At 35.8% G+C, this 16,480-nt stretch carries 16 protein-coding genes; 11 read left to right on the top strand and 5 right to left on the bottom strand.

The window, feature by feature from the left end:
• Positions 1-2 precede the first annotated feature (2 nt).
• The 10 genes from GQ46_RS02990 to GQ46_RS02940 all read left to right on the top strand — a co-directional run bounded on the left by GQ46_RS02990 (position 3) and on the right by GQ46_RS02940 (position 9,793).
• Positions 3-746, top strand: a complete 744-nt coding sequence (locus tag GQ46_RS02990) for a hypothetical protein (protein ID WP_044398254.1) — start codon at positions 3-5, stop codon at positions 744-746.
• 5 nt (positions 747-751) lie between these two features.
• A complete protein-coding gene (locus tag GQ46_RS02985; RefSeq protein WP_044398252.1) occupies positions 752-2,068 on the top strand; it encodes a hypothetical protein in 1,317 nt (438 codons plus the stop codon).
• A gap of 35 nt (positions 2,069-2,103) precedes the next feature.
• Positions 2,104-2,709, top strand: coding sequence for a hypothetical protein (locus tag GQ46_RS02980; protein ID WP_044398250.1), 606 nt, complete (start codon positions 2,104-2,106; stop codon positions 2,707-2,709).
• Positions 2,710-2,736: 27 nt separating this feature from the next.
• The gene (locus tag GQ46_RS17030; protein WP_052503385.1) at positions 2,737-3,417 is read left to right on the top strand and encodes a lysozyme; all 681 of its coding nucleotides are present in this window, start codon (positions 2,737-2,739) and stop codon (positions 3,415-3,417) included.
• Positions 3,418-3,435: 18 nt separating this feature from the next.
• Positions 3,436-4,713 (top strand): D-alanyl-D-alanine carboxypeptidase family protein, encoded by a 1,278-nt coding sequence (locus GQ46_RS02970; RefSeq protein ID WP_044398248.1) that lies wholly within the window; start codon positions 3,436-3,438, stop codon positions 4,711-4,713.
• A gap of 106 nt (positions 4,714-4,819) precedes the next feature.
• Positions 4,820-6,358, top strand: a complete 1,539-nt coding sequence (locus tag GQ46_RS02965) for a YifB family Mg chelatase-like AAA ATPase (protein WP_044398246.1) — start codon at positions 4,820-4,822, stop codon at positions 6,356-6,358.
• 247 nt (positions 6,359-6,605) lie between these two features.
• Complete coding sequence (locus GQ46_RS02960; RefSeq protein WP_044398244.1) at positions 6,606-6,965, top strand: hypothetical protein; 360 nt, start codon at positions 6,606-6,608, stop codon at positions 6,963-6,965.
• A gap of 781 nt (positions 6,966-7,746) precedes the next feature.
• Positions 7,747-8,259 carry a hypothetical protein gene (locus tag GQ46_RS02950; RefSeq protein WP_044398240.1) on the top strand — a complete coding sequence of 171 codons (513 nt, stop codon included), beginning with the start codon at positions 7,747-7,749 and terminating at the stop codon, positions 8,257-8,259.
• A 9-nt stretch (positions 8,260-8,268) separates the two neighbouring features.
• Entirely contained in the window at positions 8,269-8,979 is a 711-nt protein-coding gene (locus GQ46_RS02945) for a hypothetical protein (protein ID WP_044398238.1), read from the top strand.
• Entirely contained in the window at positions 8,972-9,793 is an 822-nt protein-coding gene (locus GQ46_RS02940) for a sensor histidine kinase (RefSeq protein WP_044398236.1), read from the top strand. The genes GQ46_RS02945 and GQ46_RS02940 overlap by 8 nt, the downstream gene beginning before the upstream one ends.
• A gap of 276 nt (positions 9,794-10,069) precedes the next feature.
• On the opposite strand, the gene GQ46_RS02935 is transcribed toward GQ46_RS02940, so the two are convergent.
• The 4 genes from GQ46_RS02935 to panB all read right to left on the bottom strand — a co-directional run bounded on the left by GQ46_RS02935 (position 10,070) and on the right by panB (position 14,060).
• Positions 10,070-10,435, bottom strand: a complete 366-nt coding sequence (locus tag GQ46_RS02935; protein ID WP_044398234.1) for an endonuclease domain-containing protein — start codon at positions 10,433-10,435, stop codon at positions 10,070-10,072.
• A 425-nt stretch (positions 10,436-10,860) separates the two neighbouring features.
• Positions 10,861-12,231, bottom strand: coding sequence for an aldehyde dehydrogenase (locus GQ46_RS02930; protein ID WP_044398232.1), 1,371 nt, complete (start codon positions 12,229-12,231; stop codon positions 10,861-10,863).
• 75 nt (positions 12,232-12,306) lie between these two features.
• Positions 12,307-13,011 carry an RluA family pseudouridine synthase gene (locus GQ46_RS02925; protein WP_369793422.1) on the bottom strand — a complete coding sequence of 235 codons (705 nt, stop codon included), beginning with the start codon at positions 13,009-13,011 and terminating at the stop codon, positions 12,307-12,309.
• Between the two features lie 230 nt (positions 13,012-13,241).
• Positions 13,242-14,060, bottom strand: coding sequence for a 3-methyl-2-oxobutanoate hydroxymethyltransferase (gene panB, locus GQ46_RS02920; protein WP_044398230.1), 819 nt, complete (start codon positions 14,058-14,060; stop codon positions 13,242-13,244).
• A 101-nt stretch (positions 14,061-14,161) separates the two neighbouring features.
• Between panB and GQ46_RS02915 the strand changes: the two genes are divergently transcribed.
• Complete coding sequence (locus GQ46_RS02915) at positions 14,162-14,620, top strand: nuclear transport factor 2 family protein (protein ID WP_044398228.1); 459 nt, start codon at positions 14,162-14,164, stop codon at positions 14,618-14,620.
• Between the two features lie 78 nt (positions 14,621-14,698).
• Here the strand turns inward: GQ46_RS02915 and GQ46_RS02910 are convergent, their stop codons facing one another.
• Positions 14,699-16,123 (bottom strand): L-serine ammonia-lyase, encoded by a 1,425-nt coding sequence (locus GQ46_RS02910; protein WP_044398225.1) that lies wholly within the window; start codon positions 16,121-16,123, stop codon positions 14,699-14,701.
• Positions 16,124-16,480: the final 357 nt, after the last annotated feature.

Raw genomic sequence — 16,480 nt, 5'->3', positions numbered from 1 at the left:
TAATGGCTAACGCAAACAGAGCATGGAACTTAGAATCTTTTTTAGATTCGCTTATAGTAGAGCTAGATAAGGCTAGAGAAACGCTGTCTGTTAAAGCCATTAATAAACCATTAACCTATGCGGTGAAAGATGTCAATCTAGAAATGCAATTGTTTCCAAGTTTTGATGGTAATAATGTGAAGTTTGTTACCGCAGAACCTGGACAACAAGGCGCTTCTAAAATTGCCATTCAATTGGGGTCTATTACAGATCAACAAATAAGAAAAACGTCAAAAGAACCCACGAAGTCAGATGATATCTCCATCGATTTAATAGAAGAAATTGATGACGAAACAAAATCAACATTACGAAAAATAGGGGTCACCTCCGTCAATGATTTAGATCAAATTCAAAAAAGTAATGTCGACTTAGAGCAAATAAGTAACAAAAAAACCAATTATGGCAAGTTAGCGAACCTATTACAAAAAGCGAGACGTAATAATTTGCCACCAACCGTAAAAAATGTAAACTTTAATATTAGTAAAAGTGGCTCGTTTATAGTGGTCGAAGGCGATAATCTTGTGGTTGATAAAAAATATTCTCCCGTTGCTGTCTTTAATGGCAAGCTGGCAGAACTGGAAAATGCAGATAATGGAATACTTAATATAAAAGTAAACGAAGAACATATAAATGAAAACGATAATGAACTTATAATTGTCTCAGATCCTTTCACCATCTATAAAATGAAGCTTAATAATAAAAAATAATAGTCATGCTTAAACATAAAAGTTTTATAATTAAGAGTGCCAAAAACCCAAAAACAAGTGTGAGGGCTATGCGTACAGAAACGCCCCATCCATTGGAGCCAGAGCTTGCAACAAATCAACAGGAAAAAGGAACTTCTGGTCATTATGATAAAAACGAAAAAATAGAACTCGTCTTACCACAAAGTTTAAGTTATGACCACGATGATACTACCATGAGTCATGCGCATAGTTATGACTCCCAGCAACAAAAGCAGGCGCAAGAGTCGCCTTTAGATTATGAAGAAGTTTCAGATGAAAACAATGAAGACTACAGTGCGGCAAATGCCTATTTTGAAAAAGAAGATAATTTTGTAAAACAACAGTCTAATGAACAGGCAGATGCCTCTAAAAAGACAAATACGCCAGAGACAGCGACTTCCAATAATGAAGCGGTTGAAGCTCATGATGCGGTTGTGGTAAATTCAGAAGACCTCTTAGATGAGGAGGCCATTCGGGAACAAGATAAAAAATTTGAAGAGGATATTAAGTCGATTTTAACAGGCAAAAAACAATTTGATAAACAACGTGTCGCAAAAGATCCAGAGGAAGCTATAAAAGATAAAAATCATGGGCTATTTGATAAAAATGACAACCAGAAAATTGAAGATAAACTAAAAAATGATCATGCTATTTTTGATAAAATTGCTCAAAGTATGGAAATGGCTAGCTCATACGACTTGGGGTCGATCGCCATGGATAAAAAGTTCGACTTTCTAGAAAAAGAAACAGATAAAGAGTTCACCAAAAAAATTCATGAGTTGCTAGAAGAGGATAAGCCAAAAGACAAGGAGGCTACTGAAAGTAACGAGCGTGTAGTCCATAAGACCGAAAAAAAAGAGGAACCTCCTGAGGATAGTGACAAGATTGAAACTAAAGACTTTTTAAATGATTTAGATAAGTTAAACACCATTGAAGCCAATCATAAAAAAGAAGTTTTAGAGACTTTATCGTCTCAATCTAGTTTCAATAGTACCATAAGTATCAAGCACAGATATTTAAAGAGCAGAGTGTTTGCAGTAAGTGGCAGCACCGTTGAGGTTCAAATTGATTCCAGTTGGACGCCACTTAATTGTTCAACACTTAACGAGTTAAATGTGACATTAACGAGGTCGGTAGATTATTGGCCAGACGATGAAAAGGGCACAAAACAATTTAGAATAGGAGGTCCAGATACTAAAACATGGAATGATTTAGAGTCTGGAAATTATTATCTCACCTTCTTCTTTGTTAATAATACAAACCCTAATTGCGAATTAACTGGTACTATAGCGGTTAAAGCATAAAAAATGAAAGACGTTCAATTAAAATAAATACAGTCATGAGTAATAGATTTTTATTTTTAGAAAAAGAGTTAACAGGTTTCGATGCTAATAACACAAAAAAGAAAGGTTTTATGTCTAAAACCAAGTCTAAGTATTCCACTCAAAAAATTGCGCCTGCAGCAGCGGCAGCCGTGGTTGCAGCCGTTGGTGTTGGCTGGAAAATTTTTGAATTTGGTTGGGCGCAAACTGAAGGCGATATTGACGTTAAACTAGCAAGAATGGAAGGGTCTAAGTTACCTAGTGATGATACCTCCTTTCAAAACAAAGGGGTGTGGCAAAAGAAAACGATACGCGTTTATAAAAAATTCGAAAATTATGCTACTGATGAAATATCTGCAAAATTCGATTTGTCATTTAAATACAATGGCTATGGCGTAGGCTATATAGATATGGATCATGTTGAATCTAACGATGCAATAGGATGGGGTTTAAAAGTTGAAGCAAAATTAATGGCAGATCCTCAGAATTATACCTCAAATAATGGCGGGCAATCCATGTCTATGATTGAAGTGACCTTTAATTATCGTTTTTCTCGATCTATTGGAAGTGATGTAATAAAAATACAACGTTATAAACTATATGGTGACGGCACGGTAATATAAAGCATCGTATAATTTAATAAAAAAGCAATGAGCAATCGATTTCTTCAGTTAGACAAAGATATTAAAACGTTTAAAACGGGTAGTTTTTATGTAAAAACGAAAGCACTACCAACAGCGACTAAACGAAGAAGTCATTTTGAATCGGTGCGGCCAGAATACGCGAGAATGTACCAGCATTTAGTTTTTGGTCAAAATGCAGCAAGGGTAGACCCTAAAACTTTAAAAACAAGCGCTAAAGGCATAGCTTTTATTAAAGAGTGGGAGGGTTTTGTAGAAAACGCCTATAACGATGCACTGGGCTATTGTACCATTGGTTATGGCCATTTGATAGCTAAAAACAAATGTGAAGACATTACGCTGCCTTCCGAGTTTACAGGAGGCATAAGTAAAGTAAAAGCAGACGCGCTGTTTTTAAAACGTTTGCCAAATTTTGAAAAAGCAGTACAAAGAGACATCACTGTGCCCCTTTATCAATACGAGTTTGACGCTTTAGTCAGTCTGCTATTCAATACAGGGTCTAATTTCTTAAATGTTGGAGGCGCTGGAAAAGGAGAAACTAAAATTAAAAAGTACATCAATGCGGGGCACTATGCCAAAGGAGCAGATGAGATGAAAGATGTCACCAACGGAGGACTTTCGGGCTTAGTTAAAAGACGGCTTTCCGAAATCAAATTATTTAAAACAAATGTGTATGATGCCTCTCATTAATATGTAAATCAAAACGCTATGATACGTTATCAAAACATAAATAATTTTTCAAAATCAAAACCAAGACCTAAAGAAGTCATAAAAAAACCACGTCGAGAGAAAACGGCGCTTAATTTTTCGGGGCGAACCCATGCTTTTAATTATTTACCACCAGAAGTAGTTAGGCCGTTTTCTGAAATGGCCACCTATGCTACCCAGCAGTCACTGGGATCATCAGGATTAACATGGCCTGGTGCCACACCAGAACAACTAACGTTTTTAAAACGCGTGTACGACATTAATCTGGCACGGAAAGCCAATCAAACCTTCGTAAACGATGTGCCGGCAAATGAGTTGGCACCTGTAGAAGGCCGCTTTAAATTAAGAACCAATGCGGCACAAGCGGCAATTAATATGTTGCAAGCCATTCGAGCAGAAATCACAAGCGCTGGAAAAAATGTTGAGGTAGGCCTCTCCAGTGCGTACCGCTCAGCCTCCCATCAATTTACAATTTGGAACGACTTAGTTACCAATCAATATTATTCAGCGACAAGAACAGAGCGGGAAGCGCTGCAAGGCGGAGCACATGGTGATGCCGCAGCATCGCATTTAGCAGCATACACCAGAGCACGCATAGCAACACCGGGGTATAGTAATCACAACAATGGCTTAGCCATTGATATAAAAAACATCCAAGACGGGAAATTGTATAGGAATAAAACCAATACACAAGCCACTACGGCATGGAGAACCACCTGGGTGTGGGATTGGTTAGATGCCAATGCAGCGACCTATAACTTTTATCAAAATTTACAAATAGACGAACCTTGGCATTGGGTGTATAGACCAAGTAGTACCGATTTAAGTTTACCCGAAACTTTAAATTTAGGAGAACACGTTCCTAAGGAAAAAGAATTAGATGTCGTGGGACGTATTTCAGGAAAAATTTTAAGAGGAACCCCAGAATTTGATGCTCTGGTTAAAAATGATAATGCGAAAATCATTTTTAAAGATGAAGAGGGCACAGGTGCCGATCGTTACATGACAAGCAAAATGAATGAGAAGCTAAATGCTCTGGCAGATCTCGTGATACAAGAATGGGGTCCTGAAATAAAACTAAGACTTACCGAAGCTTGGGACGAAAATAATGAACATGCCACATCAAGCGTGCATTATGAAGGTCGAGGCGCAGATTTAACGACTAGTGATAGAGATGGTAATAAGTTAGGGCGGTTAGCAGGCCTGGCTGTTTTAGCAGGATTTGATTGGGTGCTGTATGAGGATAAATACCATGTACATGTGTCAATGAAAAAGTAAGGAGTTGTAGGTAACACTAAAGTAAAAAAGAGCTTCTGCACTGTATGTAATCGCATGACTATTAATTCATTGAATTTTCTTACATTTAAGGAAAACTATCAGTTCTATGCTCAAAAAAGTTTATGGCAGTGCTGTTTTTGGTGTCGATGCCACAACCATTACAGTAGAAGTTAATGTTGATTTTGGCATTGGTTATCATTTAGTAGGGCTTCCCGATAATGCCATTAAAGAAAGCAATTATCGCATTGCTGCGGCACTGCAAAATAATGGGTATAAAATTCCAGGAAAAAAGATTACGATTAATATGGCGCCTGCCGACTTAAGAAAAGAAGGCAGTGCGTACGATTTAACCTTAGCCGTTGGTATTTTAGCGGCTTCCAAACAAATTGAAGCAGAAAACATAGAAGACTACCTTATCATGGGCGAGTTGTCTTTAGATGGGAGTTTGCAGCCTATTCGTGGGGCACTACCCATTGCGGTTAAAGCCTTAGAAGAAGGCTATAAAGGCTTTATTTTACCTTCGCAAAATGCTAAAGAAGCTGCTATTGTAGAAGGCTTGAAAGTGTTTGGCATTGATAATATTAAACAAGTCATTAATTTTTTTGATAAAGGAGATCCTATTGAGCAAACCATTATCGACACCAAAGCAGAATTTGAAAAAAACCTCAATTACCCAGAATTTGATTTTAGTGATGTTAAAGGTCAAGAATCCATAAAACGCTGTATGGAAATCGCAGCTGCTGGCGGACATAATATAATATTAGTGGGCCCGCCAGGTGCCGGAAAAACCATGTTAGCGAAACGCTTACCAAGTATTTTACCACCCATGACCTTAGAAGAGGCTTTAGAAACGACAAAGATACATTCTGTAGTAGGGCGTGTAAAGGCCGATACGGGTATTATGGCGCAGCGTCCGTTTCGGTCGCCACACCATACGATTTCTAATGTAGCATTGGTTGGCGGCGGCAGTTACCCACAACCTGGGGAAATTTCTCTATGTCATAATGGGGTGTTGTTTTTAGACGAACTCCCCGAATTTAAGCGGGAAGTTTTAGAAGTTATGCGGCAACCGCTGGAAGATAGAGAAGTGACTATTTCTAGAGCTAAATTTACCGTCACCTATCCGTCCTCATTTATGCTAGTGGCTAGCATGAACCCCAGTCCGAGCGGTTATTTTAACGATCCAGATTCACCAATAACCTCAAGTCCTGCAGAAATGCAACGTTATTTGAGCAAAATTTCTGGCCCATTATTAGACCGTATTGATATTCATATTGAAGTTACCCCCGTGCCTTTCGATAAATTAAGTGAGACACGTAAAGGCGAATCTTCAGTAGAAATTAGACAGCGGGTCACCGCGGCTAGGGTATTGCAAACCGCACGTTTTAATGATTCGACCACCGTGCATTACAACGCGCAAATGAATACCAAACAAATTACAAAACACTGTGCTTTGGATGAGGCCTCTAAAGTTTTATTAAAAACAGCGATGGAACGTTTAAATTTATCGGCAAGAGCGTACGATAGAATTCTTAAGGTATCACGTACTATAGCAGATTTAGAACGGTCTGATGTTATTACCGGCAGTCATATTAGTGAGGCCATTCAATACCGAAGTTTGGATCGTGAGGGGTGGTTGGGGTAGTTTTTGGTTTGAATTAGCAGTAGGTAGTATTTAGTAGATAGTTTTTGTCTCAGTCTCGGTTCTTAGTAGCAGTCATAACCCCATTCAAAATGCAAAGCTTAGAGAAGCTTAACCATAATATTTTTCAATTTAGGAAGGCATATAAAAAGAAAAAAAGGCCAAACCCAACAAAAAGGGTAAGCAAGACATAATTTTAACATTTTTTTCCTACATTTAAAATCTAATTACTAATCAAATTATTCAAACTATGCCTGAACCAAAAGGAATTATTACGGCTGCCGAAGCCAAGAAATTAAGTGACAATTGGAAAAATTTAAGAGCCAGTGAAACCGATAGAGCTGCTGGTCAACCAGACAATTGTTCTTGTTGGTATTCTTTTCAAGATATGCAAGATTTTTTAGACCTAATAAAAGCAGAAAACCCTAATGTAAATGGTGTTCGTTTTTATATGGGGGTTAAAACGTCAGCTGGAGACCCTAAGGGATTAGCTAACATTTTTATGGTGCCAACAACAGAAAAGGATGGTATAAATAGAGATATTCCTAATGCCAGAGGCATGGATAGAGGGGATCTTGGAGATCCACCTCAGTCGGGATACCCTCAGTAAAATTTAAAATGCTAGAGTTTTTATACAAAAATAATAGTTTAATAACTCATGCTATAGAAGCATTAGCAGCAATTATCGGGCTTTTTTGTTTAAAAAAGTTTAAAGGTACTGCTGCTATTTTTTTTATATGGCTACTTGTTTATCTATTTGTAATAAGCACTATTGGTGGATATCCTAAATATTACAATTATTTTGAATTTTTAGAACCATTAAAGACCACTGAATTTAAATCTAATCTTTGGTGGTATACTATTTTTTTTGATGTTTTAGCAGTAATATTTTTCTCAATTATTTATCAAAAAATATTGATAAATAAAAAACAATTACTGCTCGTAAAATACAGCACAATAATTTTTTTAATTCTTTCCATTGGTTCCATTATGATGGAAACTGAAACTTTATTCATTAGTTGTTTTCCTTCCATTTATATTTTAGGGGCTATTATAATTATCTTTTGTTCTGGCTTTTATTTTATTCAAATATTGCAAAATGAATCAATACTTACTTTTTCGAAGTCTCTCTATTTTTATATTAGTGTAGCTATATTTCTATGGTGGTTAATAATAACGCCATTAGTGTTTTATGATAAATATTATATTTTAGAAGATAAAAATTTTATTTTGGTAAAAAGAAGTATTTATATATTCTCAAACATTTTTATGTACTCCACTTTCGCCATTGGTTTAATAGTTTCAAAACCAGAGCACATTAAGGAGTAGTTTTTTTTTAGTACATTTAAAAGGCTATTAATATAATTAACAAACCTTAAAACCAAAAACAAATGAAAAATTTAGGAAGCCTTTTATTGGGTCTTATTATCGGAGCCTTACTTATGTACTTTTTTTTCTGTAGTGGCGTAAAAGCCATGGAGCCAGAAATTATTAAACCCAAAGGGGTTATTACAGCAAAAGAAGCAATGGTGTTGGATGAAGCCTTTAACTCAAGACACACGCTTATTAGTGACTCAATCGTAAAACGTGCAGATAACCGTTCGGCGTGGTGGTCTTTAGAGGACATGCGTAACTATTTAAACTATGCCGAAAACCAAAGTAAAGAATTAGGGTATACTATGGATGGTGTACGCGTGTACTTAGGGGCTTATCCAGATACAACTGTAGATTCTACAACAACCGTGGGGTATACTACGCTATTTATAGCACCCACTTCAAGTGAGGTAGGACTTAAAGGTGGCGCTGGTGCTTCATTTAGAGAAAATGGCGGAGATGTGCCCGGAGGGGATCCTTTGAATGATGGTCACTCTGGTGTCCCACCAAGTGCTACTTATCCACAATAATTAATTTAATTGGAAGATTTTTTCAAAGAAAACTACTATACACTTACAAAAAGTGTAGAACTTATGGCAGTGATTATCGGCTTATTATTTTTTAATAAGTATAAAAGAACCACTGCCATATTCTTTATTTTATTTCTCTGTTATGTAGTAATTTGCGAATTCCTTGCTACTTATACTTTTTATTTAGATAATAAATATTTACATTTTTTAAAAGGAACCTTGTTAGAAAAAAACTTTTGGTGGTCAACTTTATATTGGAAAATAGGAGCTATACTATTTTTTTCTTTTTATTATTACAAAGTTTTAGAATTTCAAAAATTCAGAATTATATTAAAATATTCTTTCTTAATATTTTTAATTTTAGCGTTAACTAAGATAATTTTGAACTGGAATGATTTTTTTAATCGCTCTTTCCCCTTAATAAGCGTCATGGGAGCAATAATTATTATTTTATGTTCTATTTTCTACTTTATAGAAATTTTAAAAAGTGACAAAGTGTTAGATTTTTATAAATCTCTAAATTTTTATATTAGTCTTGCAATATTTATTTGGTGGTTGATTATAACACCTTTAGTATTTTATGACATGTATAATTCTGATAAAGACTGGAATTTTGTCATTCTAAAATGGCAAATTTACTTATTCGCCAACATCTTTATGTATACCACATTTACCATTGGGTTAATTGTGTCTAAACCAGAAAACTCAAATAATGACTAATTTTTTAATACTACTTCAAGAACCACAAGTGTCTACACCGGCAGAGCGTTACTTACTCATTTATATGATAGGAGTATTAGTGGTTGTCACCACACTCGTTATCTTATTTTTTATAGTGTTCCAGAAAAGAAAAAATAAGCTGTTAATAGATAAAATGAAACAGCAACAGGCGTTTGAAGAAGAACTCTCTAACGCACAAACCGAAATACAAGAACAAACCCTTAAAAATATTGGTTGGGAATTACATGATAATGTAGGCCAATTATTAGCTGCCGCCAGTATGCAACTTAATATTTTAAAGCCCCAAATTGGCGAAGAGGTTAAAGATAATTTTGCGGAAGCTTCAGAAACCGTAAAAGCAAGCCTTAAAGAAGTACGTATGTTGTCCCGTTCTTTAAATAATGAAGTGATTTTGAATATTGGTTTTGAGCAATCGATTACCAATGAACTCAACAGATTGAAAAGAATGAAATTTGCTTCTGCAGAATTACTGGTCAAAGGCGAAGTGATCCCGTTTAAGAATAAGAAACACGAAATCATCATCTTTAGAATTTTACAGGAGTTCTTTTCTAATGCCGTAAAGTATTCGCATGCTAAGAGCCTTTCGGTAACACTAAACTATCTAGAAGACACCCTTAATATTATAGCCACAGACGATGGCAAAGGCTTTGATATGGAAACTGTTGTAAAAGGTTCAGGATTATTAAATATGACAAGTCGTGCGGCACTTATAAACACCGCCTATCATTTAACTTCTAAAGTGGATGAAGGGACCCAATTGGAATTAACCTATCCTTTTACATTTGAAGAATAAGTCATCTCGTAACCTGCGCTCCTCTTTTTTTTAAGAGGAGAATGAATTTCAATTTTTTTAAACTGGAAGAAAAAGGCGTTAGTGTTAGTTTAAGCTACTAGTTAAAAATAGCTGGCGCATTTTAGGTTCAAACCATCCGAATGTCATAAATGACATCCACCTTCCTTTTTCTAAAGGAAGGAGCAGGTTGCTTTATGTTTTTGTAGTTAAGTGGTAAAATATGAGTTGACTTCATGTTTTTAGTGCGCACTCTGTTTAATAAAAGATAAGTTTAAGCTATGTCTTAAAATGCGCTTTAATGTCACTAAATACAATAACCAAATTTTCAAATACCATTTTGTTTTCAAACCGAATAACGGTATAGCCCAAAGCTTCCAGAAATTTTGTTCTTTCCAAGTCTCTCTGTTTACTAATACCGTTATTATGGACCTCTCCATCCAGTTCTATAATAAGCTTTTCTTTAGCACAATAGAAATCAACAATGTAATTTTTAATACTATGCTGTCTTGTAAATCTTCTGTTGTGAAATTGTCTTGCTTTTAGGTGTTTCCATAAAAAGGCTTCGGCTGGGGTAAGATTGGCTCGCAATGCAGCACGATAATCCTTTAAATATTTAAGGCTGTGGAGATTTTTGCCTTTCATTACTATTTGTGTATTATAATTTATCTTTAATATACGTTTAAATTCTAAAATAGCTCACGCATTTTAGGTTCAAACCATCCGAATGTCATAAATGACATCCACCTTCCTTTTTCTAAAGGAAGGAGCGGGTATGTTGATGATTATGTGCGAAGTGGTTAACTATAAGTTGATTTCATGTTTTTAGTAAGTGCTCTGATGTGTATTTTGGTTTTTAGTATCATTTGCGTAGTGTAGTTTGTTTTTACGCACATAAATTATAAAATAGCTGACGCATTTTAGGCTCAAAGCACCCACCTTAATTTTTCTAAAGGAAGGAGCAAATACGTTTGTATGTAATAGTAAATCAATGTCAAAGGGATAATCCCAATGTCACGGAGCAGGCGCTCCTCTTTTTTTTAAAGAGAAGAAAAGAGGAGTTAAAATAGTTACAACCACTTCAAAACAGTTCTTACCCATTTTAATTTACCATTATATGGCGCATAACGCACGGGTAAGTCTAACCAATTCGCTTTCTTAACGACAGCTTTTTTATGAGAAAACGTATCGAAAGATAATTTACCATGATAAGCCCCTATACCACTATTGCCAACACCTCCAAAGGGTAATCTGTGATTTACAAAATGAATAACCGTGTCATTAATACAGCCCCCTCCAAAAGAGAATTTGGTAATTAGTTTTTCTGCTTTTTTGTTGTCTGTACTAAAAACGTATAAAGACAAAGGTTTGGCATAGCTGTTTATAATAGCATCGATCTCACTAATATCATCGTAAGAAATAACAGGAAGAATAGGCCCAAAAATCTCGTCTTTCATCACTTCGCAATCTAACTTCGGTTCGTCTATAAGAGTAGGAGCGATGTAGTTGGTTTTTGCATCTGTTTCTCCTCCAATACAACAGTTTTCATTAACCAACATCTTTGCCAAACGGTCAAAATTATTCTGGTTTATAATGCGGGCAAAATCTTCAGAAGCTTTTGGATTATTAGAGTAAGCCTTTTTAATTTCCGTTCGCATGGCTTTATAGAAGGCTTCCTTTTTAGATTGGTGGATTAAAATATAATCTGGAGCAATACAAGTTTGTCCGGCATTCACGAATTTACCCCAAACAATGCGCTTGGCAGTCAGCTGTATATTAGCAGTAGCGTCAATAATACAGGGGTTTTTACCTCCTAACTCTAAAGTAACGGGTGTTAAATGCTTTGCAGCGGCTTTGGCTACTATTTTACCAACGTTTACACTGCCAGTAAAGAAAATATAATCCCATTTTTGAGCGAGGAGTTTTGTTGAGACGTCTACACCACCTTGCACAACGCTAACATGTTCTGGTTTAAATACAGATGTAATAATAGCATTCAATAAGTCTGCAGTATGTGTTGTTAATTCACTAGGTTTCAGAATAACAGTGTTTCCTGCAGCAATAGCCGCAATTAATGGTGCCATAGCCAGTTGGTACGGGTAGTTCCAAGGTGCTATAATGAGTACTGCTCCGTAAGGTTCAGAATACAATCGGTCTGTAGAAGGGAAATTCATTAAAGCCGGCATTACGCGCTTTGGCTTCGCCCAACTATTAATGTTTTTAATGCTAAACTCTAATTCAGATAATACGACTTGCGTCTCTGTTAACACCGATTCAAAAGCGGGTTTTTTGAAATCCTTCTCTAATGCAGAAATAATAGCAGTTTCACGTTTAATTAATTCAGCTTTTAAACGTTTTAAAGCTTGTTTTCTAAAAGAAACAGTTTTGGTTTCATCAGTATTAAAATAGTCTTTTTGCGATTGCAATAATTCAGGAATCATAGTATTAAATTTGGATAGTAAGTTACGATTTCCTGCAAGGTTTTTATAATGCTGTAGGGATTAAATTAGCAAATATTACAAGCAAGCGTCCCAAATAGGATCTTTTGGTAAAGGCGCTGTAATATTTAGAGCCTCATTAGATACCGGGTGAATGAATTGTATGTTTCTAGCGTGTAAACTAATACTGGCATCTTTATTACTACGATCGAAACCATATTTTAGATCTCCTTTTATGGGGCAACCAATACTAGAGAGTTGTGAACGAATTTGATGGTGCCGGCCAGTTTCAAGATTAACTTCCAAGACATAATAGTTATCTAAAGCTTTTAGTGTTTTATAATGCAGAATCGCCTTTTTACTTTCTGGCACTTCTTTACTGTAAGCTGTTGATTTGTTGTTTTTAGGATTCTTACGTAACCAATGTATTAAAGTATCACTGGTCTTCTCAGGCTCATTTTTAACCAAAGCCCAATAGGTTTTAGAAATGTCTTTAGACACAAATAATTTATTTAAACGCGGTAAGGCTTTACTGGTTTTAGAAAAAATAACCAAGCCTGTAGTGGGCCGGTCAAGCCTGTGAACCGTTCCTAAATACACATTCCCAGGTTTATTGTATTTCTCAGCAATGTACTCTTTTACCACATCACTCAAAGGCTTGTCGCCCGTTTTATCCCCTTGTACAATGTCTCCAGCACGCTTGTTTACTACGATGATGTGGTTGTCTTCGTAGATGACCTGAAGGTTGTCTTTAGTGGATAGTATTTTTGATTGCTGGATCACTAGAGGATTAGATTGTTAGATTTTTGAATTATTAAATGGGTGAAGCGCTTAGTTTTGATATGAATTTAGAAGTTACAGTATGAATTGCATAACAAAACAAGCTACTCTTTTTCAAAATTTGTAAACCTTTAAATCGCTGCATACTTTTTGTGTCTTATTCATTGGATTAAGTTCTGAAAACTTAACCAATCTATCGAATTTAACGAATCTAAAAAGCGAACGACTCCAAATTAATATTGTTCGGAGTCATTTGGAAAATCACCACTCTTAACATCTTTGCCATATTGGTTAAACGCCTGGGTCATGTCTTCGTATAAATTCATATAGCGACGTAAAAACCGCGGATTAAATTCGTGCGTCATTCCAATCATGTCATGAGTGACTAGTACTTGGCCGTCAACACCATTACCTGCTCCAATACCAATAACAGGAATAGAGACGCTTTTAGCGACTTCTTCCGCCAGTTTCGCAGGAATTTTTTCTAAAACGATAGCAAAACAACCCGCCCGTTCTAACATTAAGGCATCATCTTTAAGCTGTTGCGCTTCTTCGTCTTCCTTTGCTCTAACGGTATAAGTTCCAAATTTATAGATGGATTGTGGTGTTAAGCCTAAATGTCCCATAACAGGAATACCAGCATTTAAAATACGTTTAATAGAGTCTTTTACTTCACGGCCACCTTCCATTTTTACAGCATGTCCTCCAGATTCTTTCATAATACGAATGGCAGAACGCAAGGCTTCTTTAGGATCACTTTGGTAACTTCCAAAAGGTAAATCTACAACCACTAAAGCACGTTCCGTAGCACGAATAACAGAAGAGGCATGGTAAATCATTTGATCAAGCGTAATGGGTAAGGTGGTCTCGTGACCAGCCATAACGTTACTCGCAGAGTCACCAACTAAAATGACATCAATACCAGCACCATCAACAATTTTTGCCATCGTATAATCATAGGCGGTAAGCATGGAGATTTTTGTGCCTTTGGATTTCATATCGACCAAAGTTTTTACTGTAATTCTTTTATAATCGTTTTTAGCTACTGACATTTAGTTTATTTTAAAATAGAATGTAAAAATACTAAAATAAGAACATAACGAGGGCTTTTATTTGTTTCTAAAAATCAATACCTTACAATAAATTTCGCTTTATGAATTATTATATAACACTCTTATTTCTTGTTTTTTCTGGAAGTGTTTCTGCCCAAACAGTTGCTGAAACAGAAGTAAAACAAACCATTACTACTTTTTTTGAAGGGTTTCATAAACAAGATAGTACTATTATTAAACGTGTTGTTTTTAAAGACATCGTACTTCAGTCTATTGGAAACAACAAAGAAGGACTCCTGCAGCTAGAAACACAGGATTTTTCAGAATTTTTAAAAGCCATTGTTTCCATTCCGAAAGACCAAAAATTTGAAGAAAAACTTTTGAGTTATAACATTCAAATAGATGGAAGCATGGCGCATGTTTGGACTGCGTACGAATTTTGGTACAACGGACAGTTTAGTCATTGTGGCGTGAATTCATTTCATCTGATCAAAGAAAACGACCAGTGGCAGATTTTCTATTTAGTAGATACGCGAAGGCGGGAAGATTGTAAAAATTAATGTAAAGGCCTAGTTTCAGTATTGTTTTGGCAAGTATTGATTAGACCAAGCTACCACAACCGTATATAAGGTCTTGTTTTAACAATCCGACAAACTCACTCTAACGGCCAGACCACCTTCAGAGGTTTCCTTATACTTAGTATTCATATCTTTTGCAGTTTCCCACATGGTATCAATAACTTTGTCTAAAGGTACTTTTACATTCTTAGGATCTGTTCCCAAGGCTAATTCAGCAGCATTTATCGCTTTTATGGCGCCCATAGAGTTTCTTTCTATGCATGGAATCTGAACCAAACCAGCAATAGGATCGCAAGTTAACCCTAAGTGATGTTCCATAGCAATTTCGGCGGCAATCATAACCTGTTCAGGAGAGCCTCCTAATAATTCACATAGTGCGGCAGCTGCCATGGCTGATGATACGCCAATTTCGGCCTGACAGCCTCCCATTGCAGCGCTTATTGTGGCTCCCTTTTTAAAGAGACTCCCAATTTCACTAGCGACCAACAAGAATTTTTTAATATGACTAAAATCAGCGTCATGATTTTCAATCACGAGATAATACATTAAAACAGACGGAATAACACCTGCGCTACCGTTAGTAGGAGCAGTGACTACACGACCTAAAGCAGCATTTACTTCATTCACACTCAAAGCAAAACAACTTACCCATTTTAAAATTTGTCTGAATTTTACTTCGCTTTGTCTAATACTTAGTAGCCAATCTTGAGGGCTACTGTAAGGGGCTTCAATATTTAAACTTTTATGCATATCGAAAGCACGACGCCGTACATTTAAGCCTCCAGGTAAATTGCCTTCCGTATGACAGCCTATAAACATGCACTCTAACATGGTTTGCCAGATTCTGTTTAATTCAAAATCGATATTTTCTTCAGTACGAAGTGATTTTTCATTTTCGTAAACAATTTCAGAAATGGCTTTATTTTCAGCAATACAAAAGGCTAATAACTCAGACGCTTTATCAACGGGAAAGGGGAATTCCTTTTTCAATTCCTTATTTTCTTTATGTACTGTACGTTCTTCTTTTACAACAAAACCACCCCCAATAGAATAGAAGGTTGAACTATGTAAGCATTTTTCATCTGAAAAAGCTTGAAAAGTAAGGCCGTTGGCATGAAAGGGAAGAAATTCTCTATTGAATATTATATCCGTTTTCGGATTAAAACCTATTATTTTTTCGTTGTTTAAAACTAATTTTTGGGTATTATTAACCGAAGCAATAATAATATCAATCGTTTCTGTAGGAATGCGCTCTGGATCTGAGCCACTTAGCCCTAACATAAGTGCTAGGTCTGTCGCGTGTCCTTTTCCAGTTAATGACAATGAACCGTATAGATCAACAGTTACTCGATTAACATCGTTAAAAACGTCTGCATCTTTCAACTCATACAACCAGCGTTCAGCAGCACGCCATGGCCCTAAGGTATGTGAACTAGAAGGCCCTACACCTATCTTTAACATGTCGAAAACCGAAATACATTCCATAATTATTAAAACCTTTTATTGGGGCAAATATACTTTAAGATTTTGAATGATTGTCAATAACTACAAGGTCTTATTAAAGATATTTTAGAATAGAATAATGGGATTAAAAACTAAATTATAGAATCAGAAAAAGAAACTAAAAATAGTTTTATTGCCATACTTTTTTAAAGTTTTAAATGAACAATACAGAGAAATTAAGCCAGAGTATTGTGATCCTTACATCCGTTCTCATATAGCTAAATTTTATAGAATTCAAAGGGATGAAACATCAGACGATGAGTGCTTGCAATGAATTGATATTCTAAGGCCACATAATACAACACAAAAAAACCAGCGCAGTTAACTGTTCTGGTTTTT

Origin of the sequence: Lacinutrix sp. Hel_I_90 (genome assembly GCF_000934685.1) — a bacterium.
GTDB lineage: Bacteria > Bacteroidota > Bacteroidia > Flavobacteriales > Flavobacteriaceae > Lacinutrix.
The sequence above is the reverse complement of the archived record's forward strand: the minus strand, read 5'-3'. Positions and strand labels throughout refer to the sequence as shown.